The following is a 23,850-nucleotide window of genomic DNA, read 5'->3' on the forward strand; positions in this document are numbered from 1 at the left end:
TACTCATTAGTTAACTAACTCCGCGCAAGTATTAGCAACACGGAGAGTTGCATCAACGTGAGCAGCATCGTGCGCCGCTTTAACCATCGACCTTACTACGCTGTCGGAAATAAAAAGGCTGTTAAGCATTTGCGCTAAAGTCGTACCGTTAAATTCTTTTTGTGGTAATAATTTTGCAGCACCACGTGAAACTAAATACATCGCATTTTTAGTTTGATGGTCATCAACGGCATGAGGTAAAGGCACAAAAATAGCAGGTTTAGCTGCCATAGCGAGTTCTGAAACGGTTAAGGCGCCTGCTCGGCACACAACAATGTCTGCCCATTGATAAGCGGCCGCCATATCTTCAATAAATTCAGTCACTTTAACTTTATCTTCTGACAAGCCAAATTTTTTATAACTGGCCAGTACTGCTGTTTGATTATCACGACCCGTTTGATGCCAAACGTCAATATTTTGCAGTTGTATTTGCTTTAACGCTTGTGGCACGGTTTCATTCAAAATTTTAGCGCCAAGACTTCCACCAACCACTAGTACTTTTTTACTACTGCTTGGATTCTCAGGGATCACTGGCGTTAACGCTGTTATTTCTTTACGCAACGGGTTTCCGACCACCTGAAAGTCAATATTAGCGGTAAAAGCATTTGGGAATGCACTCAACACTTTCGTGGCAATTTTCGCTAAATAACGGTTTGTCATGCCAGCAACCGCATTTTGTTCATGTAAGACTAAAGGGATCCGCATTAACCATGCAGCAAAACCACCAGGAGCACTTGCATAACCGCCCATGCCTAAAACAACATCGGGTTTTACTTTGCGTAATATCGCGATTGATTGTAAAACCGACTGTAATAATTGAAACGGTATTTTAACACGCTCTAACAAGCTTTTATTACGTACACCGGAAATATTGATAAATGAAATATCAAAACCATGCTCAGGAACAATTTTTGCTTCCATACGTTTTTCAGTGCCAAGCCAATGTATCTTCCAGCCTTTAGCTTTGAGCATTTCTGCCACAGCTATACCTGGGAAAATATGACCCCCTGTGCCACCAGCCATCACTAATAAAGTGGGTGCTTTTTTGCTAGTTGTATTTTCAAATCCAGTCATATTGTTCACCCTCCTTATAATCTTTAGTTTTGGATTTTGCTTCTATTTTATTCATTGCATTACTTTTTTTTATTTTATTTTTCTTTGATTTTTTCTTAGTGGTCGCCTGAATACTTTGTAAACGTATCTCATGGTCTATTCTCATCAAAATAAACACTGCCATGGTCATAATGATCATCGAGCTACCGCCATAACTTAATAACGGCATCGTTAACCCTTTAGTGGGTACAACACCTACACTAGCACCAACATTGACCGCCGCTTGAAAGCTTATCCAAATACCAATAGCGTAAGCAAAAAAGCCTTCGAAATATTTTTCTTTTTGCAAAGCTACTCTGCCAAGTAACAGTGCCTTGAGCACTAAAAACATACTCAGCATTAAAATCACGCTTATGCCAATAAAACCAAGTTCTTCCGCAACAACCGCCATAACAAAATCGGTATGCGCTTCGGGTAAATATTCTAGCTTTTGAATACTATTTCCTAAACCTTGTCCAAAAATCTCACCACGGCCATAAGCCATCAATGATTGTGTTAATTGATAACCACTGCCAAATGGATCTTCCCAAGGGTCTAAAAAGCCGGTAACTCGCGCCCAACGATAAGGAGAAAAATAAGCGAGCGCGGATAATAAACTAATGCCAACGCCAGATACACAAGCGAATTGCCAAAGTTTAGCGCCAGCTAAAAATAACAGACCAAAAGTGGTCACAAACATCACAACAATGGTACCTAAATCGGGTTGCATTAATAACAAACCACCAAGTACAGTAAAGACAACGAGTGGTTTAGCAAACCCTTTAACGTTCTCCATCACTTCATCACGACGTCGAACGAGATAAGACGATAAATAACAAAAGAAAAACAATTTCGCAGGCTCTGCCGCTTGTAACGTTATTGGACCCACAACAATCCACCGTGTAGAACCATTAACCGTTCGGCCAATCACTAACACCACAACTAACAGCAGAATCCCCAATAGCAGTAAATGCCCACTGTTTTTTTGCCAAAGACTCATCGGTACGCTCATCGTGACAACTGCCACAAACAAGCTTATACAAATATAAATAAAGTGACGCTCGACAAAATGAAACGGGTCATTGAACAATCTTTCGGCAACTGGCATAGACGAACTGGCGACCATAATGAGACCAATCATATACATACTAATAGCGAGTAGTAAGTATGTACGATCAAATGTAGCGCTACTAGAACCTTGCTCTGCCGATAACCACATTGGTAGCTTTATATTATCGAGTTTAGAGAGAACTGATGTTGTCATGAGTTCTCCTCTGGCAAACTTGGTATTTTATTTTCTCCGCTCAATTTATTAACCGCATTGACAAAGACTTCGCCACGTTCAGCAAAGTTTTTAAACATATCAATGCTGGCACAAGCCGGTGAAAGTAACACTACATCACCTGATTTAACAATATTGCCAAGGATATTAATCGCTTGTTCAATACCGGTAACTTTACTATTTTTTATCTGTACTTTATTAGCGACAGCAGCTATTTCATCGCCGTCTTTACCTAAGGTAAAAACATGGCTAACATCTTTAGAAAAAACGTTGGTTAATGGGGAAAAATCTGCTCCTTTGCCATCGCCACCGGCAATAACATATAAGTTGTTATGTTCTGACATCATAGCGGCTAAGCCTTCAATCGCAGCGAAGGTTGCGCCAACATTGGTTGCTTTAGAGTCGTTAATCCATTGCACATTGTTATACGTTGATATCAGCTGACAACGATGTGCCAAGCCTTTAAATTCAACTAAATGTGTTAACATCTCGTCAAGTGGCCAACCAGCACTATGACCTAGTGCCAATACCGCTAAACAGTTCAAGGCATTGTGTAAACCGGCAATAGGCAGTTGATTAACACCAATAAGCGGCATCGAGCCAAGCATTAATTGTCTTTGTCCATCAATCACCAACATGCCAAAATGACCGTCGAGTGCAGCGTCGCTACCAAACGAAAGCGACTTTTGCGCCTTACCAACAAGTTGAGTATTCACATCATCACGATTAGTTATAGCCGTTTGACACTGTTGATAAATACCTCGTTTAATCGCGGCATAGTTTTCTAAGGTTTTGTGACGATCTAAATGATCATCGCTCACATTTAAAACAGTTGCGGCAATCGCCTTCATACTGCGTAATGTTTCTAATTGAAAACTAGAAAGTTCTAAGACTAAGCAGTCGAGTGATTTATGCGATTGTTCAAGAACCGGTACACCGATATTACCGCCTAGCTCAACTTTTTTACCCAGCCGTTGTCCAAGAAAAGCCAATAAAGACACGACCGTTGATTTACCATTTGAACCGGTGACAGCAAGAATAGCGGTGTTATTATTTTGACAATAAAGCTCAACGTCTCCAGCAACAATACAATTTTTACTTATCTGCTTAGCAATGTCAGCAATACTGGTATCTATACCTGGGCTAACCAGTAAGACATCGGCTGAAGCGATCAGTGTTTTATCCCAGCGACCTAACGTTAATGCTGTATGTGGAAACTCTTGCTTAAAATCGTCAATATTAACGGCATTATCACGATTGTCGTTTACCGAGCAAGTTAAGCCATTTTTTGTTAAATAACGCACACAAGACAACCCTGTTAACCCTGCACCGAGGACAACAATTTTTTGGTTTGTTAACTGCGCTATAGCTAACGGAGCTTGTGAGATTTTTTGCGTCATCTTATGTTTTATACCTACTTTAAATACTATTTTTTTATTAAATGATTTATTAATCAATCATTGTTAGCGTAGTTTTAATGTTGCTAAACCAATCAAGACCAGTACTAATGAGATAATCCAAAAACGGACAATAACTCTTGGCTCAGGCCAGCCTTTTAATTCGTAATGATGATGAATAGGCGCCATACGGAAAATACGTTGGCCACGTAATTTATAAGAGCCGACTTGTAAAATAACCGACACTGTTTCCATAACAAAAACACCACCCATAATAAACAACACTAATTCTTGTCGAACCAAAACCGCGATAACACCCAAGGCTGCACCAAGAGCTAAAGAACCAACATCACCCATAAATACTTGCGCCGGGTAAGTGTTAAACCAGAGAAATCCTAATCCTGCGCCAACAATAGCAGTACAAACAACCACTAACTCACTCGCCATCGCAATGTGGGGAATATTTAAATATTCAGAGAAGTTTGCGTGTCCTGTCATGTAGGCAAAAATAGCAAAAGCACCGGCGACCATTATCGTTGGCACAATTGCTAAGCCATCTAAACCATCAGTTAAATTAACTGCGTTACTGGTCCCGACAATCACAAAGTAGGTCATTCCAACGTAAAAAATACCCAATTGAGGTAATACGTCTTTAACAAACGGAATAAGTAAACTTGTTTCTTCGGGACTTTGCGCAAGAGAATATAAAAACAAAGCGGTCGCTAAACCCGCAATGGTTTGCCAAAAGTATTTCCAACGCGCAATTAAACCATTCGGGTCTTTGCGAATAACTTTTCGATAATCGTCAACAAAGCCTATTAGGCCAAAACTGGTGATAACAAAAAGTACGACCCAAACATAGGTGTTACTTAAATCGGCCCAGAGTAAAACACTGACCACAATAGCGGCTAAAATTAACAGCCCACCCATAGTAGGCGTGCCGGTTTTCACCAAATGGCTTTCGGGGCCATCATCGCGAACAACCTGACCCACTTGCATATTTTGCAAGAAACGGATCAGCTTAGGACCAAAGTACAAGGATATAGTTAACGCAGTTAATGTACTTATAATGGCGCGAAATGTTAGATAAGAAAAAACATTAAAAAAACTGTAATACTGTGTTAAATATTCACTTAGCCAAACTAGCATGAACTTATCTCCGATGATTTATGTTCTGAAGTTGACGAAGAGAGTTCTAAATTTTTACGCCAGTTAATAATATCTTGCACGACATTTTCCATACGGGCACTACGTGATCCTTTAACTAAGATAGAGATCGCTTGTTGCTCATTTTCCAATAAAGAAGTTAGGCAACGCATTAACGACACTCTGTCACTAAAATGTTGGCCATTAAAAGCATCAGCTGAACTTTGACTTAGTACGCCCAGCGTCAGTAAATCATCAATTTTGCATTGTTTAGCATAATCGCCAACTTCATGATGATAACCTCGAGCTTGTGCGCCCAATTCGCCCATATCACCAAGGATAAGGATACGTCGACCTGAGTAGCTAGCCAACAAATCGCTAGCCGCTTTTATTGATTCAACATTTGCATTATAGGTATCATCAATTAATTTAAACGTGGGTGTTAACTGATGTAAATTCAATCGGCCTTTCACCGGTGACATTTCAGCCAAGCCTAAACGAATATCATCAAGGCTAGCACCAAACTCTAAAGCAATCGCAGCTGCAGCAACCGCATTACAAACATTGTGTTTCCCCGGCACCGTTAATTCAATGAACGTGTTCCCAGAGTGAGTATTAAGCTTAAAGCCAGCACAACCTGTATCATCAAGTATTACATCACTTGAGAAACAGTCAGCAGCTTGTTCACATGAGAAAGTTCTCACTTTCTTGTCAACCAAACGCCATTGCCATTTATTGGCAAATTTACAATCTTGGTTATATAGAGCAATACCACCACTGCTTAAGCCTTCAAAAATTTCGCCTTTTGCTCGTGCCACGCCACATAAATCGCCAAATCCCTCTAAATGAGCCGCGGCAATATTATTAATAATGGCGACATCAGGCTTCACTAATGCTGAGGTATAAGCTATTTCACCCATATGATTTGCACCCAACTCAACCACCGCAAATTCGTGCTGTGGCTCAAGGTGCAATAAGGTGAGTGGCACACCAATATCGTTATTAAAATTCCCTTTTGTTGCTAATACCTTGCCCAAGCGTGATAAAATTGCTGCCACCATTTCTTTTACTGTGGTTTTACCACTGCTTCCGGTAATCGCAACCGTTTTAGGAGCAACTTTTTCTTTCACATAAGCCGCAATTTTACCTAAGGCTTTATGCGTATCTTCAACAATAATTTGAGGAATACTCAGTTGGCAATCATATTGAACAATCACGGCTACACAACCTAATTCAATCACCTGATTCAAAAAACGATGAGCATCAAAATTTGGGCCCTTGAGCGCAAGAAATAATTCACCCTTTGCTAATGCTCGACTATCAGTATTAATGCTATCAATAGTGATGTTTTCTCCAACGAGCTTACCATCAACGGCTAATGCAATTTCAGCTAAGCATAATGGGATCATGAGATTGCTCCTGCAGTGTTACTTTGTTGTTGATAAACGTCATAAATGGCTTTAACCAATTCACGTTCGTTATAATTAATTTTTTCATTAGCTACTATGATGTAGTCTTCATGGCCTTTACCCGCAAGTAAAACCATGTCATCAGCTTTTGCTTTTGCCAAGGTAGCTTTAATAGCGGCTTCTCGGTCAAGTAAAACGGTGATTTTTTCAGGAAAAAGACACCCGGCGAACATATCGGCAACGATATCTTCAGCTTTTTCTGTTCTTGGATTATCTGTGGTAAATACCAGATGATCAGCACCACTTTCGGCTGCTAGCGCCATTAGTGGTCGCTTACCTTTGTCTCTGTCTCCTCCACAACCAAACACCACCCATAGCTCACCTTTACAATGGTGGCGACAAGCATGCAGTGCACTGACTAATGCATCGGGGGTATGTGCATAGTCAACAATAGTGGTCGCTTTATTATTGGCTTTAAATGTTTCCATGCGGCCAACAATCGGTGTTAATGCTTTAACCGCTAACGCGATATCATTTAATGAAATATTTTTACTCATCAGTACAGCGATACCCGCTAATAAATTTTCAATATTGAAATCGCCCATTAGCACGCTGTCAATTTCTTGCTGACCAAGATGGGTATTCAAAATGAATTGAACACCATTAGCATGGGTTTTAATTTCACTGGCTTGGGCATAAGCTGAAAATTGAGTAACTGCGGCCGATTTACCATAAACAATAAGACTTTGCTTATTTGGCCAATGCGCTAACCATTGTTTACCTTGCTGGTCATCACCATTAATAATGGCAATTTGTTTGGCATCATGACTAAAAATTTGATATTTGGCGTCAGCATAGTTTGCCATGGTTTTATGATAATCAAGATGATCACGAGTCAAATTGGTGAACACGGCAATATCAAGTAAACTTGCTATAACACGTTGCTGCTCAAGTGCATGAGAAGATATTTCCATAGCAACATTTTTACAATGATCTGCAGAGAACTCAGCCATTAACTGATGCAACTGTGTTGCCGCCGGTGTTGTATTTTCAACGGTTTGTAGCGATTCAATTTGTCCAGCGCCATTGGTGCCTATAACCGCTGTTCTTTGTTGGCAACTCGCTAATAATTTTGAGATTATTTGACTGGTGCTGGTTTTACCATTGGTGCCAGTAATACCTATAATCGTCATATTATCTTGTGGACTTTGATAATACCCCTTAGCAAATGAAAATAACTTTTCATTGAGTTGATAGAAATAGACTTGTGCTATTTTTTTATCTGAATTTTCTGTCGTTAAATAAATAATTTCACCATGTTGACTGGCATGGCTGCATTCAGCAATGATTAACCCACACTTTAAGGATACGGCTTGCTTAATAAAATCATTACCATTTTGCTGATGACCGATAATCGCACAAAAAACATCGCCCACTTTTAATTTACGGGTATCATTAACCAAATCTCCACAATTCATTGGGAAATAAGCCTGTTCAGCCAATGCAGGTAACGGTAAATTAAACCGTTTAAAAACGTCAAATAATTGTGCTTGGCTCAATGAAAAAGTAAACTTAGGCATCGGCATGCTCCTGTTTTACTTTCATTGTTGGCTTGCCTTCACTGACCACAGGTCTTATATCAGCAACACGCTTTGCATCTGGGGCAATATTTAATACCCGCAATGCGCCTTTCATCACTCTTGAAAAAACAGGGGCAGCAACTTCGCCACCATGATATAAATCGCCACCAGGTTCATTGATAACGACAACAACCACAATCTCAGGATCAGAAATTGGTGCCATGCCAGCAAACAAGCCAACGTATTCATTGCCATAGCCACCAGCGAAAGCTTTAATTGCAGTGCCCGTTTTACCACCAACACGGTAGCCTTCTACCTTAGCATTTGGGGTATGCTCATTAACCACATTTTCTAACATACCAACCACTTGCTCACTCGATTGTTCTGAAAAAATCCGTACATCTCGAAGTGGAATAGTATTCAAGGTATCTTTTTTAATAATAGTGAGCGGCTTTTTAATGCCGCCATTAGCTAAGGTTGAATAAAAACGTGCTAGTTGAAGCGGGGTTGCCGCAACACCATGTCCCCAAGATAAGGTCGCTAATTCAAATTTAGACCAACGTTGGCGATCATGCATAATACCTGAACTTTCGCCAATTAAGCCAACACCTGTTTCTTCGCCAAAGCCTGCATCAAAAAATTTATTCAGTAAAAATTCTTTCGGTACTGAAAGTGCTAATTTTGTCGTGCCCATATTCGATGAATGCACCAAAATATCAGTAATACTTAATTTGCCACGGTTAATGGGGTCGCCAACTCTTCGGCCACCTAAACGCATCCAACCTGGACTGGTATCAATAATGCTGTCGGCTTTTACTGAACCAAACTCTAATGCGGTTAATGCGGTTAAAGGCTTTAAGGTTGAACCCGGTTCATAAAAATCGGTGATCGCTCGGTTTCGAAAACGATGGATCGCTGTGTTTCGACGATTATTAGGATTATAAGATGGGCTATTTACCAGCGCTAAAATTTCACCTGTATGAACATTAGTAACAACGACTGAGCCTGATGTCGCTTTAAATGCTTTTACCGCACCTTTTAATTCTTTATAAGCGATGGCTTGAATACGCTGGTCAATACTCAAAACGATATCTTTGGGCTGAGTAGATTCTTGCTCAGACAGTATTTCTATTTTACGGCCCTTAGCATCTTTACGGTATTTTTTTTCGCCGTCAGTTCCCGTCAGTAATTGATCGTAAACGCGTTCAACGCCCTCGATACCTTTGTCATCTACATTGGTAAAGCCAACAACATGAGCGCTTATTTCTCCTGATGGGTAAAAGCGTTTTGATTCTTTTCGTAAATGAATACCCGGTATTTTTAATTCTTTAATGTATTTAGCCATTGCTGGCGATACTTTGCGTTCAACATAAACAAAACGTTTAGTTGGGTTTTTAACAATACGTGAAGTTAGTTTGTTAACATTACGCCCTAAAACATCGGCAAGTGCTTGCCAATGCTCTTTCATTGCTAGCGCATTATTGTCCATGATAATTTTAGGATCTGCCCACACGGTTTCAACCGGGACACTGATTGCCAGTTCCCGGCCGTTACGATCGACAATTGAACCACGTTGTACTGTATGAGCAGCGGTGCGTAATGAGCGCATATCTCCCTGTTTTTTCAACATGTCGGGTTCAATGATTTGAATATATGCACTGCGAGCCAACAAACCTGCATAAACAAAAACTATTAGGCCGACCACAACGTAAAAACGCCATGCCACCGAAATTTGCTGTTTATCTACTTGTTTCTTCACTAACTTGCTCATTGTTGTTGAATGATAACTTCGGAATTTATATTCGGTCTTTTCATCTGTAATAATTTTCTAGCTTTGCTTTCTATCGTACTGTGTTCAGCTAGGCTGTTTTGCTCTAACAATAAATTACGCCACTCAATATCTAACTCATCTCGTTCTGTTAACAATATTTCTAAACCACTGGTGGTTTGGCGATTTAAATGGGTGAAATAAATCACTGAAAATGCCGAAACAACCACCATAACTAACAACAGATATATAAATATATGTCGCTGAATGTCGTACCAAACTTCTAATGGCAATGCCATTTTTGAGTTTGCCATAACTATATCAGCTGCATTAAAGCGGTAATCTCATTGCAACCCGCATGACAGAGCTTCGCGAACGCTTATTTTCTTCAACTTCACTTTCACTGGGTTTTAGCCTTCGACCAACAAGTTCTAATTTTTTACCTTTATTCAATTCTGCTTCACTGATCGGTAAACCACGAGGCACTTTTTTGCCTTGCGAGTGTTTTTTCATAAACTGCTTAACAAGACGGTCTTCTAATGAATGAAAGCTAATAACCACTAAACGACCATTTTCAGCAAGTACTGATAATGATGCCGCAAGTACTTTTTCAATTTGCTCTAACTCACTATTAATATAAATGCGGATCGCTTGAAAGCTTCGTGTTGCCGGGTGCTTTTTAATTTCGCGTTGTGGTGCTGTCGTTTGAATGATTTTGGCTAACTGACTAGTACGGGTATAAGGGGTTTCTTCACGTGTATCAACAATGGCGTTAGCAATTCGCCAAGCATGTTTTTCTTCGCCAAAAGTACGTAGTACCCAAGTAATATCTTCAACATCAGCCACAGCAATCCATTCTGCTGCGGTTTGTCCACGCGAAGTATCCATACGCATGTCTAATGGGCCATCATTCATAAAGCTAAAGCCACGTTCGGCTTCATCAAGCTGCGGCGAAGATACACCAAGGTCAAGGAGAATACCGTCAACTTTACCAAGTAATTGATACTTTTCAGCAATGTTTTGTAAGTCGGCAAAGCCTTCGTGCTCAATAGTAAATCGAGCATCGTCAGCAAATTTTTCTGCCGCTTTAATTGCCGTAAGATCTCGATCAATGGCAATAAGTCGACCATTTTCAGAGAGTTGAGAAAGTATAAGAGCTGAGTGCCCGCCTCGACCAAACGTACAGTCGATATAGGTACCATCGGGGTTAATTGCGAGTCCGGTCACTGCTTCGTCAAGCAATACCGAGATATGTGAATTATCTAATTTCATTTTGGGTAACACCATGTTACTGAATACCAAGTGATCAATTCGGTATCGGGTTATTAACTATTTTTAGTCTTAATTTTGCTATTTACAGTGATAAGTCTAACAAGCGGTCAGTCAGTTCAATTTCACCCGACTGAATTTGGCTAATGCCTTTTTGCATTTGCACTTGCCAGGCATTTTCACTCCAAATTTCAAATTTCTTTAATTGTCCTACCAGCATCACACTTTTTTCTAAATTGGCATGTAAACGCAACGGACCATTAATCAATAAGCGACCACTCTTATCGATTTCACAATCAGAAGCATTACCTAAAAGTACTTGCTGTAACAATCGCTCTTGTGGGTTCATACTCGATAAACTACACAATTTTAATTCTATTTCTTCCCATTCAGGAAGCGGGTAAAGTAGTAAGCAGGGATGTTGAATATCAACGGTACAAACCATTTTTCCTTGGCAATCGGCAAATAGCTCTTCGCGGTACTTAGTTGGTACCGTGATTCTATTTTTACTGTCGAGCGTAATTGCGCTGGTGCCTCTAAACATAATCCTGCTTTATTATTTTAGTAATCCTTTAAGATCCACTAATTCCCACTTATTCCCACATTGATATAGTTTAGTGAGAAAAGTGAAGCCATGTCAAGCAAAGATTGGTATAAATGATCTGGCCGAACACCAATAAAATTAAGGCTTTGAGCAAAGTTGATGAATTTGTGGGTTTTTGTGGATCCTTGCCCCAGAATATGTAATACAATTAATTTTTTAGCTGATTTCGAAGAAAAGATGAGCGGTTAGCGACTACTTACTTGATACCGATGAGTCCTATTATTAACAACCAAAAAGCAAAAAATAATTTCAACTTAGTTGCTGAGAGGTGCGTCACCAAGGTCTTAGCAAAAATACCGCCAAGCAAGGCACCTGGGCCTGCAAATAGTACCACTTGCCAATAAATTTCAAATTGAATCAAGGTATGCTGCCAGATGGCTGACCAAACGGTAAAAGCTGAAACAATCACGGCTGCGGCCACTGCCATACTAATGTCAAAACGTCGAAGAATTAAATAAATGGCCAATAACTCACCGACACCTACCGATAGCCAAGCGGTAAGCGCACCACCAAAGAGTCCTATGGTGGTTAAAGCCAGCCAATCAAAAAGGTAGAGTTGGCTACGCTCACAATGCGGCTTAATAAAGAAGATAGTGCCAACTATAAATAGGCCAAGCACTAAAGAAAACCAGCTAAAGCTGTGATGCAAAGAAGTGGGTGAGCTAAGTTGATTACCATAAACAAACCAAATACCGATGATTGAGCTTATTGTGGTCACACTGATAATACGTTTAAACCCTTGCCATAAACGTAATTGTGTTTTTTCACTATGGTAATGAAACCACCAAGTAAAAGCGCCGGCAGTCATACCAAAACATTGAATAGCAAAGCTGGTCGCTATAGATTGTTGTTCAGTAAAGTTGAGTTGATTAAACAGTGGGATAAAGACAACTCCGCCACCTGCTCCGGTTGAATTGGCAAAAATACCGCCAATTAAGCCAATAAAACTAAATACCCCATACTCAGGAATGTCTTCGATAGCCATAGGAGACATTGCTAGCATGCCAAGCCAAATCGAAATGAATAATAAAATAAATTTAGGATTATTTAAGCGGAAGAAACTCACTGAACATTAACACTTACTTTGGTGAGACTGTTTATCGGTAAGGAATGTTATCGCTGCTGCCGATAAATTTTTATTAGAAATGTAACTCCGACCCTTAGCGTGTCTTATTAACCAACCTAGTTGAGTGTTTTGTATTAATTGCACGTCTGACCACAATAACGTCAAGCTAGCATAAAATGATTTACTCACAATGCCTTGTTCATCAATCGTTAAATCAACATTACCTTTGGCGGCTTTACTGAGCATTTGTCGCATCACCCACCACGGCTTTTGATAATAAGTACTGACGGCTTCAAGAATACCTAAAGCAAAAACAAACCAAGCTACATAGGGATTCATTTCGGTAAAGAGTACTAACAACATGCCGGCAACGGATAAGACAATTGATTTTTTGTAGGCACTTATTGAAGTATCGATGACAACAGATTCGCTAAAACATTCTTGAAAATGGGCTTTGTCTAGTTCGTAGGTTGTTGAGTAGGTAAAAGGCTGTGGCATAAATATAAAAAACTCAGATAAAATAATAATGTTATTTTACCTGAGTTTTTAATAAATGATGAAGTAAATAGTGATTAAAAGTTATGGTTAATTATTTCTCATTATTGTCTGTTGGGATCACAGCGTCTTCAATGTTAATTTCTTCAGCGATCATACCCACTTCGACACGATCAACGCGTTGTAGACCTCGTGGTAACTTATTGCCACGGCGACCACGCTCACCACGATAGTGTTCAACATCGCTGGCTTTTAAGGTTAACTTACGTTTACCCGCGTGCAATGTTAGCGAACTCTCAGCTGAAATAACGTTTAGTATCGAAACAAATTCTTCACGGCTTTTCGCTCTTGCTGCAGAAATATTAATAATTTTGTTACCTTTACCTTTACTCAGTATCGGTAAGTCTTTAACTGGAAATACCAGCATTCGACCTTCAGACGTAATGGCAAGCACTAACATATTATCAATATTAGCAATAGGCAATGGTGTATTCACTTTGGCATTTGCTGGCACGCTTAATAATGCTTTACCATTCTTATTGCGACTAATCATGTCAGAAAATTTACCAACAAAACCATAGCCGGCATCACTGCTTAGTAAATATTTACTTTCATCACTTGCCATTAAACTCGTGACAAAGGTTTCTCCTGTCGATAGGCTAAAACGGCCACTTAATGGCTCACCTTGGCTTCTTGCTGTTGGCAATGTATGAGCGTCGGTGGTGTAAGCACGCCCCGTTGAGTCAATAAAGACCACAGGATTATTGCTGCGCCCTTTTGAAGAACATAAGTAGCTGTCACCTGATTTATAACTTAGCGCTTCGGGTTCGATATCATGACCTTTGGCACAACGCGCCCAACCCTTGTGAGAAACGACAACGGTAACGGCTTCACTGGGGACTAAATCTTTTTCAGATAATGCTTTTGCTTCACTGCGCTCAATAAGAACAGAACGACGGTCATCACCATATTTTTCAGCCGCTTCTTGAATTTCTTTTTTCATTAGCGTATTCATTCGCGCTGTTGAATTTAATATTTTTTCAAGATACTCACGTTCTATATTAAGCTCTGCTTGCTCTGCTCTTATTTTAATTTCTTCAAGTTTAGCAAGTTGACGAAGCTTAATTTCTAAAATTGATTCTGCTTGACGTTCTGATAAATCAAAACGAGAAATCAGTTCTTCTTTGGGTTTATCAAAATTTCGAATAATTTCGATAACTTCATCAATATTTAAATAGGCGATCAATAACCCGTCTAATAAATGTAAACGAGCTAACACTTTATCGAGACGATACTGCAAACGACGGCGCACAGTTTCGCGACGATATACCAGCCATTCTGATAAAATAACCCGCAAGTCTTTTACTGCAGGTTTATTATTCAAGCCAATCATGTTTAGATTAACACGATAACTTTTTTCTAAATCGGTACTGGCGAACAAGTGATTCATTAATTGTTCTATATCAACTCGATTAGAACGAGGGATCACCACTAAACGGGTTGGATTCTCATGATCAGACTCGTCACGCAAATCAACCACCATAGGTAGTTTTTTCGCATTCATTTGCCCAGCAATTTGTTCAAGTATTTTGCCGCCAGAAGCTTGATGAGGTAAAGCTGTAATAACAATATCACCCTGCACAATCTCAAAAATAGCGCGCATTTTAATACTGCCTTTACCGGTTCGATATATTTTTTCAATATCGGCTTTAGGTGTAATTATTTCAGCATCGGTGGGGTAATCAGGACCTTTGACATACTCAAGTAAATCACTAATTTCCGCTTTAGGTTGTTCAATTAAATGTACACATGCATTAGCTACTTCACGAACATTATGAGGTGGAATATCGGTAGCCATACCAACCGCTATGCCGGTAATACCATTCAAGAGTATATGAGGTAAACGAGCAGGCAAGGTTTTAGGTTCATTCATGGTACCGTCAAAGTTTGGTGTCCAATCAACGGTGCCTTGACCCAATTCGGCGAGTAATATTTCGCTAAAACGTGATAAACGTGATTCGGTATAACGCATAGCAGCGAAAGACTTCGGATCGTCTGGCGCGCCCCAGTTTCCTTGTCCATCAACCAGCGGATATCGATATGAAAATGGCTGAGCCATTAATACCATAGCTTCATAGCAAGCAGAGTCGCCATGTGGGTGAAATTTACCCAACACATCACCAACAGTACGCGCTGATTTTTTATATTTTGCGTTGGCAGACAAACCCAATTCAGACATCGCATAGACAATACGTCTTTGAACTGGTTTCAAGCCATCACCAATATGTGGTAAAGCTCGATCCATGATCACGTACATCGAATAGTTTAAATAAGACTCTTCGGTAAATTGTCGAAGTGGTCGCTGTTCAATACCTTCGAGGCTAAAATTAAGCGCGTCTGACATGAATTAATTCCTGAATTGTCAACCTGTTAGGGAGTAGTCCTACCTGTGACTTTGGTTATTATTTTTAGATTACATTTAACTAGACTCTAGCTTATATGATTATATAGCTGTTGCCAATCAAGATGCGCCTCTGAGAGTACATTTTGAATGACAATAGGGAGACAAGGCAGGAAAACACTTCTTTATCAAAATTTGTAAATTAGTCGTTATTATTTTTTTGGTTATTATTTTGGCCTTCATCATTAAACTGACAGACGCGGTTGCGTCCGTTAGCTTTAGCATAATACATCGCTATATCAGCTGCATTAAGTAAGTCATCAAAGTTTGACTCGACTTGCTCTAAACAAGCAACGCCAATACATACCGATAGTTGTTCGTTAATATTAAATTCAGACCAGTCTTTACTTGCCACTTTCTCACGTAAACGCTCGGCTATTGCCTTAGCTTCAGCACAGCCTACCTCTGGTAATATACCTGCAAACTCTTCACCACCTAATCGGGCAAAAAGATCGCGAGAGCGCATAGTTTCACTGCCTAGTTTGGCAATTATTTTAATAACTTCATCACCAATATCATGACCGTAAGTATCATTTATATTTTTGAAGTGATCTATATCTAATAGAATGACACTTAAACTCTGTTTTTCATTGACCGCTGTAGCCACTGCTTCAGCGCCTTTTTCAAACAAAGTACGTCGATTATACAAGTTAGTGAGACTATCTACTTTTGCTAAATATTTTAATTTTTTTCTGACTTTTATTTGTCTCAATAGAAGTACAAAGAAAACAATAACAGTGACGACTAGTATTAAAATATTACGTTGTTGAGCAAATTTTTTATTCTCTGCAGCAATAATTTTTAAACGTTTAATTTTATTTTGATTGGCTAGTAATTCATTTTGCTTAATTTTTTCATCGGTTTCATAGGTTTTATTAAGATCTTTAATTTTATCAGCTCGGGTTCCATCGAAGTATTGGTAACCATTTCTTATATATTTTTTCTTATAATCGAACGCTTGCTTAAAGTCACCCAAAGCAGAAAATGAGCGAGCAAAAATTAGATTCACTTCAGAGAATTCCGGCAAGTAAAGCTGCTTTTCAGGGATTTCATCTCGTAAGTTTAATGTTTTCTCAAGCCAAGCAATAGCCTGTTTATCCTGTTGTGCATGGTGTTCGATTAAAGCGTGTATCAAAAATATTAAATACTGTTCTGCCGCGTTAAAAGTTGAGTTAATTTCTTCTAGTTGTAATAAAACACCGGTAACTTGCACAGCATTTTTTTGATCGTTTTGTTGAACCAGTGATAACAAAGACAAAATACGAGCATTAATTGGTAACGGCTCTTTATTGTTCAAAATATTTTCAGGCTCAGCAGGCGCCTCGACACTTTTATTTTCTTCTGCGGCTAACGCTTCGTCAACTGAATAAGATTGCGCTACTGATGGAAATGCTACATTTGCCAAGTAGAAGCTCAATAAGACACACAGTGATATATAAGAAAAAGAGCTATGCCTCATTAAAAACACACCTTATTTCTGCCTAAATTTTTTGCTTGATACATATTAATATCCGCATCTTTTATCAGTTGAGCAAAACTTGTAGTACTTTCTTTTTGGTAAGAAGATATACCAATACTGACCGTAACCCCAGTGAGTTTTTTATATGACCAAACTTTATTTTGAATACTCAAACGTAATCTCTCAGCCAAATTATGAGCATTTTCGGGTGAAGTGTTCGCTAATAAAGCAATAAATTCCTCACCACCGAAACGGCCAAAACAATCACTTTGACGCATAATATAGTTGGCCAAGTCTGCAATATCTTTGAGTATTTTGTCACCGGTACTATGACCAAAGCTATCATTTATTGCCTTAAAATTATCAACATCGAGCATTAATATACTAAAAGGTGCTTGTTCTTCTTGTGCTCGAGCAAACATTTGCTCACCCAACTCAATTAAACGTCGGCGGTTCGCCACACCTGTTAAATCATCAACTTGGCTAATTCGAACAAAATGTTTTTGACTTTGTAACATTTTAAGTAAAAACCAAGCGAGTATAACGAGCACAGTACCGACAAAAATAATCAACAAATGTAAATTTTCTTCGTAGTAGGTCACATCGTTAAGTTGTATTATTTGTACAGACTTCTCCTGTTCAAGTATTTTGTTTTTTAAGTCTGCTTGTTTGCTTTCAAAACTTAATCGTAACTCTTCAATTTGTTCCATGTTTATGTTCTCTTGATCTTTAAATAAACGCGTTAAAAATTGAGATTGTTTATCATAAGCTTGCTGATATCTTTGTGTTTTATAATAAATTTCAGACTGCAAATACATTAAGTGATAATTTGAAAAAGTATTTTTTGTTTGACTATTTTTTGCTAATATTTTTTCAGCGACTGCTAAGTTTTCAAGCGCCTCATCATATCGTTCCATGGCTTCAAGTACATATGCCTTATTAACATTAAAAAATAATAAGGCATTATGTTGCTGCACACCTTTTAAGTATTGTTCAGCAAGGGTAATATATTGATAAGCAACATCTAAATCAGGATCTTTTTTCTTAGCGTGCGATATAGACAAACGAGTATAAGCACCACCTATGACTTCATTGTTACCAAACTTATTAGCACTGGCTATGACTTCTTCAAATAGCTCGATAGCCTGTTCATATCGGCTTTGATCCATGTAGTTCACTGCAATATTTTGTAAACTATTTAACGCATAGAGTGCCATACCCGCTTTTTTATAATGTTCGTAAGACGCTTGGTAAAATTTTATCGATTTTTTAGGGTTATACATATAAGAGTATAAAATACCCAACTCGCTGTTAACGGAACCTTTAAGTTCTTCGTTATCTAAAGTATTGGCAATAACCAACGCATTATTGAGCATAGTCAACGACTGTTCATATTGTTCAGTTAGGTAATAAATAGCACCTAAGTTGATAAAGCCATCGGCAATAAATTTTTTAGCATCTAAGGATTCGGCAACTTCTAAGCCATTCAAATAATTCTCAACTGCGCCACTAGCATCACCTAAACTTTCTAAAGAAAAGCCACGTAAGTATGAAAGTTGTGAAATCAATATAGTAGGACTAGTTAAATGTTGTGCTATTTTTAACCCTTGTGATGCGGCGCTAAACGCCGATTTATATTGAGAGGCTTCAATATAAACTTCTGACAGTACTTGGTAATACTTTACCTGGTTCCCAACGGTTAACGCATTGATATTGGCTTGATAAGAATCTAACAGCGCAAGTGCATCGGTAATATTAGTATTTTGTAATTTTTCAACGCGTTCAACAAAAAAGATAAAGTCACGATTGGTTGTGCCATCATCTGCAAATGTTTGCGTAGTTATCAATAAAGCGCTTAACAGAGACCAAAAAACCAAGGTAACTTGTTTGTAACGTTTTTTTAACAAATTCAACCTCTTATTTATAGTTTTAGTCATAGTTTAATCAACTTCAGTTGCAGTATAAAACGATTTAAAGCGAATGATAAACCGTTATTTCTAATTAATTATTTTTCATCCACATACAGAGAAAATAAAACTAGAACAACAACAAATTTTAAGATAAATTAACAGCGCTTTTTGCGTTATTATGTCCTTGTAGCTCAGTTGGATAGAGCAAGCGCCTCCTAAGCGCTAGGTCGGACGTTCGAATCGTCTCAGGGACACCAAAATCATTAAACTCAGTAAGAATCAAAAAACAGGCAACTAGTCTAAAAATTATACTTTTTACCGCTATGTAACCCGCTTATAACAGCCCTCACACTTATCATTGCTATAATAAAGACACCTTTAAAGAAAAGCCTATAATGTAGAGAACATCCCTCTATTGATTTACCATCACATAATCTACTTTATAGATAACATCATAATATTGCGCCCCACTCTGAACAGTCCATGTCTAATAAGTAGTTTTATCGATAAATATCAGCTATTAACCTAAAAGCGCTATTTTATTATTAGCTAGCCCCTCGATAAATTTATCCGCAGATCAGCCTACTAGTAATTCAAAAAAAGACTACAATTGTTGCTTCATCAAATATATTTCACTATGAGTCCCTAAATGGAAAAATATAGATTAAGTTTTGTTCAAATAAACCTTTTAAATGAAAAAATTGCCGAAGTGATTTTTGATAAAGGCGTTTATATCTCAATTGAAATGATGGAAGAAATTGAAACTTTTTTTTGTACTTTTTTTAAAACTGATTTTGGTGTTATCGTCAATAAAATTTATCCTTACACCTATTCATTAGAAGCACAGTTAACCATGGGTTCTCTAATTCATATGAAATCAATAGCCTCCATCAACTATTCTAAAGAAGGTGTTGCTAACACTGAAGATATTATCAATAAACGTAGTAATGATAAGTTAAACGTTAAGCAGTTTAATGGTTTAGAGCTCGGTCGCCAGCAAGCACTTAAATGGCTACAAAAAGAACTAGCTTGATCGCTGATTGATGCGGAACATATACATTCTTTGCCACCTCGCTAACTGCTCCTGCCTTACTCTACTTCCTGCATAAATGCGGTCACAGCACCGTGCTATTGCCTCCATGGATAAGGGGCTATGATTTGTAGGGAACAAAATGACGTGCAGGATGCACTAATGCAGCGTAGACATAAAAAAGCCTCGTAAACGAGGCCTTTAAAATTCATATAATATATTACCAACGACTACTCACTGGTAGATTTTTCTATTGTAACTTCCTTGTCACCTAAGATTGAGATATTACTCAATGCCGCTGAAACAGCCAATACGATTACCGCAAAAAGTACTGTCGTCAGCTTAATTCCTCGTGAAGATGACCTGTTCATAAATGTTCCTGTGTCAGGTGTTTTTGTTATTATTTTGACATCTGTACAAAACTCAACCAATCTATACGATTAACATTGATAATTCAACTGTTTAAAATTAATAAAACAGATAAATTATAAACAATCGACCGGTGACGTAATATTATATTAATGGTCTTTTTAGCCATTTGGTCTAACTAATACCAAAAAAAACACTTATTTGCATAATATCGTTTGCAGTTTAGTGGTGGTCTAGGTGAAAATGGTACCACTTATACCACTCATATACTTAGTTCATTTTAAGTATAAATATAATAAAGATTTGGAGTCAATATGCCGTCTCGTCAAGAACTGGCCAATGCAATTAGAGCTTTAAGTATGGATGCCGTACAGAAAGCGAAATCCGGACACCCTGGAGCCCCAATGGGCATGGCAGATATTGCCGAAGTATTATGGCGCGATTTTCTAAAACATAATCCAACAGATCCAAATTGGACCGACCGCGATCGTTTCGTTTTGTCGAACGGTCATGGCTCAATGCTTATATATTCTTTATTACATTTAACCGGATATGAATTACCGATTGAAGAATTAAAGAATTTCCGTCAATTACATTCTAAAACACCAGGTCACCCAGAGTACGGTTACACCCCAGGTGTAGAAACGACGACAGGACCATTAGGTGCTGGTATTTCTAATGCCGTTGGTATGGCCATTGCTGAAAGAACACTTGCTGCACAATTTAACCGTCCAGGTCACGACATCGTTGATCACTTTACTTATTGTTTCTTAGGTGATGGTTGTTTGATGGAAGGTATTTCTCATGAAGTATGTTCATTAGCCGGCACTTTAGGATTAGGTAAATTAGTCGCTTTTTGGGATGACAACGGTATTTCAATTGATGGTAAAGTTGAAGGTTGGTTTACAGATGACACACCTGCTCGTTTTGAAGCTTATGGCTGGCACGTAATAAGCGTTGACGGTCACGATTCAGCGGCTATAGCGGCGGCAATTACAGCAGCTAAAGCAGTAACGGACAAACCATCAATGATTTGTTGTAAAACAATTATTGGTTTTGGTTCACCGAATAAAGAAGGCACACATGATTGTCATGGCGCACCATTAGGTGATGATGAGATTGCAGCGACACGTAAAGCGCTAAACTGGCCACATGCCCCTTTTGAAATTCCAAGCGATGTTTATGCTGAATGGGATCAAAAAGAAAAAGGCCAATCGAGCCAAGTTTCTTGGAATGACCAATTTTCAGCATACCAACAAGCTCACCCAGAACTTGCTGCCGAATACGAGCGTCGAGTTATTAAAGGTGATTTACCAAGCGACTTCGAAGAAAAAGCCAATGCCCTAGTACAAGCTTGCCAAGATAAAGGCGAAAATATTGCTTCGCGTAAAGCTTCACAAAATACTATTGAAGCTTTTGGCGCTATATTACCTGAGTTATTGGGTGGTTCTGCTGATTTAGCGGGTTCTAACTTAACATTATGGTCAGGTTCTAAAGGTATTGAAAAAGACGCTGGCGGTAACTACATTTATTACGGCGTACGTGAATTTGGTATGAGCGGCATTATGAATGGTGTTTCATTGCACGGTGGTTTCATTAATTACGGTGCAACGTTCATGATGTTTATGGAGTACGCGCGTAACGCAGTTCGTATGTCGGCTTTAATGGGTATTCAAAATATATTTGTTTACACTCACGATTCTATTGGTCAAGGTGAAGATGGTCCAACACATCAGCCAATCGAACAGTTAACGAATTTACGTACTACTCCGAATATGGATACTTGGCGCCCATGTGATGCAACAGAATCTGTTGTTGCTTGGAAATCAGCGATTGAACGTAAAAACGGCCCTACGTCATTAATATTTTCTCGCCAAGGTCTACCCGCAGTAGCGCGTAACAGTTCACAAGTAACAAACATCGCCAAAGGCGCTTATGTATTGCAAGACTGTGAGGGTACTGCTGACGTTATACTCATTGCAACGGGTTCTGAAGTATCATTAGCCCTTGATTCTGCAAAGCAATTAACCGCTGACGGTAAAAAAGTACGTGTGGTTTCTATGCCGTCAACCAATATTTTTGATGTGCAATCAAGCGAATACAAAGAATCAGTATTGCCTTCATCAGTGATAAAACGTGTCGCTATTGAAGCTGCTCACACTGATTTTTGGTACAAGTATGTTGGTTTTTCTGGCGCTGTTGTCGGTATGACAACCTTTGGTGAATCTGCACCAGGTAACGTGTTACTTGAGCATTTTGGTTTCACCGTGGCAAATGTTGTTAAGACTGTAAACCAGCTTTAATCATTAATTAAAGCCTATAAGTCAAAACCTTCAAACGAAATGTATACTCGTTTGAAGGACTTTGATTTTTATAAACACCCTAAATTAATACCATTAACCTATGCCAATAAACTTATGTCTGTAAACATTGCTATTAATGGCTTTGGCCGAATTGGTCGAAGTGTTGCTCGTGCCCTCTATGAGAATGCTGATAACCAATATTTAAAGCTTGTCGCAATTAATGAGCTTGCCGAGCCGAAAGGTATTGCGCATTTATTAAAATATGACACTACCCATGGTCGTTTCCCCTTTTCAGTTGAGTTAGCTGACAATCAGTTAGTTATCGCCGGCGATGTCATACAACTTAGCCATGAAAAATCCCTCGAATACATGCCATGGAAAAAACATAACATAGATATTGTTCTTGATTGCACCGGTAAATTTGCTAATCAACGCGATGGAAATATTCACTTGAGCCAAGGAGCCAGTAAAGTACTTTACTCTTATCCCGGTGAACAAGACGTTGATGCCACCATTATTTATGGTATTAATCATCAGCAACTCAGCGAAAAAGATAAAATAGTCTCGAACGGCTCATGCACCACGAATTGTGTTGTGCCCGTCATAAAAGTCATTGATGAAGCTTTTGGCGTTGAAAGTGGCAGTATTACCACTATTCATTCCTCTATGCATGATCAACAAGTTATCGACGCTTACCATCCAGATCTTCGCCTTAGTAGAGCAGCAAGCCAATCTATCATCCCGGTTGACACCAAACTAGCAGCAGGTATTGAAAGAATACTGCCTAAATTTGCTGGACGCTTCGAAGCGATTGCCGTGCGAGTACCAACGATCAATGTTACCGCGATGGACTTAAGCCTAACCTTGTCGACAGATGTAGATATTAACGCGATTAACCAAGCCATTATTCGTGCACAAAACAATGGTTTACAAGGAATTCTAGGCTATACAGAAGAGCCACTAGTTTCTGTAGATTTTAATCATGACCCACATTCTTGTATTGTTGACGGCAACCAAACGCGTGTTAGCCACAAGCGTTTAGTGAAAATGCTAGTCTGGTGCGATAACGAGTGGGGCTTTGCAAACCGTATGATAGATACAGCAAAAGCCATGGCAAAAGATATTCAGCTTAAAAAATAATAACAGTAAAAAACACCCATAACTTTAAAAT

19 protein-coding genes and 1 tRNA gene are annotated in these 23,850 nt (G+C 38.8%); 4 read left to right on the plus strand and 16 right to left on the minus strand.

What is annotated here, in order from left to right; genetic code table 11:
• Positions 1–6: 6 nt before the first annotated feature.
• The 15 genes from murG to H4J66_RS17920 all read right to left on the minus strand — a co-directional run bounded on the left by murG (position 7) and on the right by H4J66_RS17920 (position 18,974).
• Positions 7–1,113, minus strand: a complete 1,107-nt coding sequence (gene murG, locus H4J66_RS17850; RefSeq protein WP_182176272.1) for an undecaprenyldiphospho-muramoylpentapeptide beta-N-acetylglucosaminyltransferase — start codon at positions 1,111–1,113, stop codon at positions 7–9.
• Positions 1,100–2,350, minus strand: coding sequence for a cell division protein FtsW (gene ftsW / locus H4J66_RS17855; RefSeq protein WP_220463351.1), 1,251 nt, complete (start codon positions 2,348–2,350; stop codon positions 1,100–1,102). The genes murG and ftsW overlap by 14 nt, the downstream gene beginning before the upstream one ends.
• 41 nt (positions 2,351–2,391) lie before the next feature.
• Entirely contained in the window at positions 2,392–3,813 is a 1,422-nt protein-coding gene (murD, locus tag H4J66_RS17860; RefSeq protein WP_182176274.1) for a UDP-N-acetylmuramoyl-L-alanine--D-glutamate ligase, read from the minus strand.
• 63 nt (positions 3,814–3,876) lie between these two features.
• Complete coding sequence (gene mraY / locus H4J66_RS17865) at positions 3,877–4,959, minus strand: phospho-N-acetylmuramoyl-pentapeptide-transferase (RefSeq protein ID WP_182176275.1); 1,083 nt, start codon at positions 4,957–4,959, stop codon at positions 3,877–3,879.
• Positions 4,953–6,365 (minus strand): UDP-N-acetylmuramoyl-tripeptide--D-alanyl-D-alanine ligase, encoded by a 1,413-nt coding sequence (murF, locus tag H4J66_RS17870; protein ID WP_182176276.1) that lies wholly within the window; start codon positions 6,363–6,365, stop codon positions 4,953–4,955. The genes mraY and murF overlap by 7 nt, the downstream gene beginning before the upstream one ends.
• Positions 6,362–7,945, minus strand: coding sequence for a UDP-N-acetylmuramoyl-L-alanyl-D-glutamate--2,6-diaminopimelate ligase (locus H4J66_RS17875; protein WP_182176277.1), 1,584 nt, complete (start codon positions 7,943–7,945; stop codon positions 6,362–6,364). The genes murF and H4J66_RS17875 overlap by 4 nt, the downstream gene beginning before the upstream one ends.
• Positions 7,938–9,716 carry a penicillin-binding protein 2 gene (locus tag H4J66_RS17880; RefSeq protein ID WP_182176278.1) on the minus strand — a complete coding sequence of 593 codons (1,779 nt, stop codon included), beginning with the start codon at positions 9,714–9,716 and terminating at the stop codon, positions 7,938–7,940. Before H4J66_RS17880 ends, H4J66_RS17875 begins: the two co-directional genes overlap by 8 nt.
• A complete protein-coding gene (gene ftsL / locus H4J66_RS17885; protein WP_182176279.1) occupies positions 9,713–10,027 on the minus strand; it encodes a cell division protein FtsL in 315 nt (104 codons plus the stop codon). Before ftsL ends, H4J66_RS17880 begins: the two co-directional genes overlap by 4 nt.
• 16 nt (positions 10,028–10,043) lie before the next feature.
• Positions 10,044–10,985 carry a 16S rRNA (cytosine(1402)-N(4))-methyltransferase RsmH gene (gene rsmH, locus H4J66_RS17890; protein ID WP_182176280.1) on the minus strand — a complete coding sequence of 314 codons (942 nt, stop codon included), beginning with the start codon at positions 10,983–10,985 and terminating at the stop codon, positions 10,044–10,046.
• Between the two features lie 82 nt (positions 10,986–11,067).
• A complete protein-coding gene (mraZ, locus tag H4J66_RS17895; RefSeq protein WP_182176281.1) occupies positions 11,068–11,526 on the minus strand; it encodes a division/cell wall cluster transcriptional repressor MraZ in 459 nt (152 codons plus the stop codon).
• Positions 11,527–11,782: 256 nt separating this feature from the next.
• Entirely contained in the window at positions 11,783–12,589 is an 807-nt protein-coding gene (locus tag H4J66_RS17900; protein ID WP_182176282.1) for a sulfite exporter TauE/SafE family protein, read from the minus strand.
• 69 nt (positions 12,590–12,658) lie between these two features.
• Complete coding sequence (locus H4J66_RS17905) at positions 12,659–13,150, minus strand: YcxB family protein (RefSeq protein WP_182176283.1); 492 nt, start codon at positions 13,148–13,150, stop codon at positions 12,659–12,661.
• 91 nt (positions 13,151–13,241) lie between these two features.
• Positions 13,242–15,551 carry a DNA topoisomerase IV subunit A gene (gene parC, locus H4J66_RS17910; RefSeq protein ID WP_182176284.1) on the minus strand — a complete coding sequence of 770 codons (2,310 nt, stop codon included), beginning with the start codon at positions 15,549–15,551 and terminating at the stop codon, positions 13,242–13,244.
• Positions 15,552–15,750: 199 nt separating this feature from the next.
• Positions 15,751–17,013, minus strand: a complete 1,263-nt coding sequence (locus tag H4J66_RS17915) for a GGDEF domain-containing protein (RefSeq protein ID WP_182176285.1) — start codon at positions 17,011–17,013, stop codon at positions 15,751–15,753.
• Positions 17,014–17,066: 53 nt separating this feature from the next.
• Positions 17,067–18,974 (minus strand): diguanylate cyclase, encoded by a 1,908-nt coding sequence (locus tag H4J66_RS17920; RefSeq protein ID WP_182176286.1) that lies wholly within the window; start codon positions 18,972–18,974, stop codon positions 17,067–17,069.
• A gap of 183 nt (positions 18,975–19,157) precedes the next feature.
• Here H4J66_RS17920 and H4J66_RS17925 point away from each other — a divergent pair.
• Positions 19,158–19,234, plus strand: a tRNA-Arg gene (locus H4J66_RS17925).
• 392 nt (positions 19,235–19,626) lie between these two features.
• Positions 19,627–20,010, plus strand: a complete 384-nt coding sequence (locus H4J66_RS17930) for a hypothetical protein (RefSeq protein WP_182176287.1) — start codon at positions 19,627–19,629, stop codon at positions 20,008–20,010.
• A 227-nt stretch (positions 20,011–20,237) separates the two neighbouring features.
• Here H4J66_RS17930 and H4J66_RS17935 read toward each other — a convergent pair whose 3' ends face one another.
• Positions 20,238–20,378 (minus strand): hypothetical protein, encoded by a 141-nt coding sequence (locus H4J66_RS17935; RefSeq protein ID WP_182176288.1) that lies wholly within the window; start codon positions 20,376–20,378, stop codon positions 20,238–20,240.
• A 312-nt stretch (positions 20,379–20,690) separates the two neighbouring features.
• On the opposite strand from H4J66_RS17935, the gene tkt reads away from it, so the two are divergent.
• Positions 20,691–22,679 carry a transketolase gene (gene tkt / locus H4J66_RS17940; RefSeq protein WP_182176289.1) on the plus strand — a complete coding sequence of 663 codons (1,989 nt, stop codon included), beginning with the start codon at positions 20,691–20,693 and terminating at the stop codon, positions 22,677–22,679.
• A gap of 114 nt (positions 22,680–22,793) precedes the next feature.
• Positions 22,794–23,819 carry an erythrose-4-phosphate dehydrogenase gene (epd, locus tag H4J66_RS17945; protein ID WP_182176533.1) on the plus strand — a complete coding sequence of 342 codons (1,026 nt, stop codon included), beginning with the start codon at positions 22,794–22,796 and terminating at the stop codon, positions 23,817–23,819.
• Positions 23,820–23,850 lie beyond the last annotated feature (31 nt).

The organism is Colwellia sp. MB3u-55 (assembly GCF_014076785.1).
Lineage (GTDB): Bacteria > Pseudomonadota > Gammaproteobacteria > Enterobacterales > Alteromonadaceae > Colwellia_A.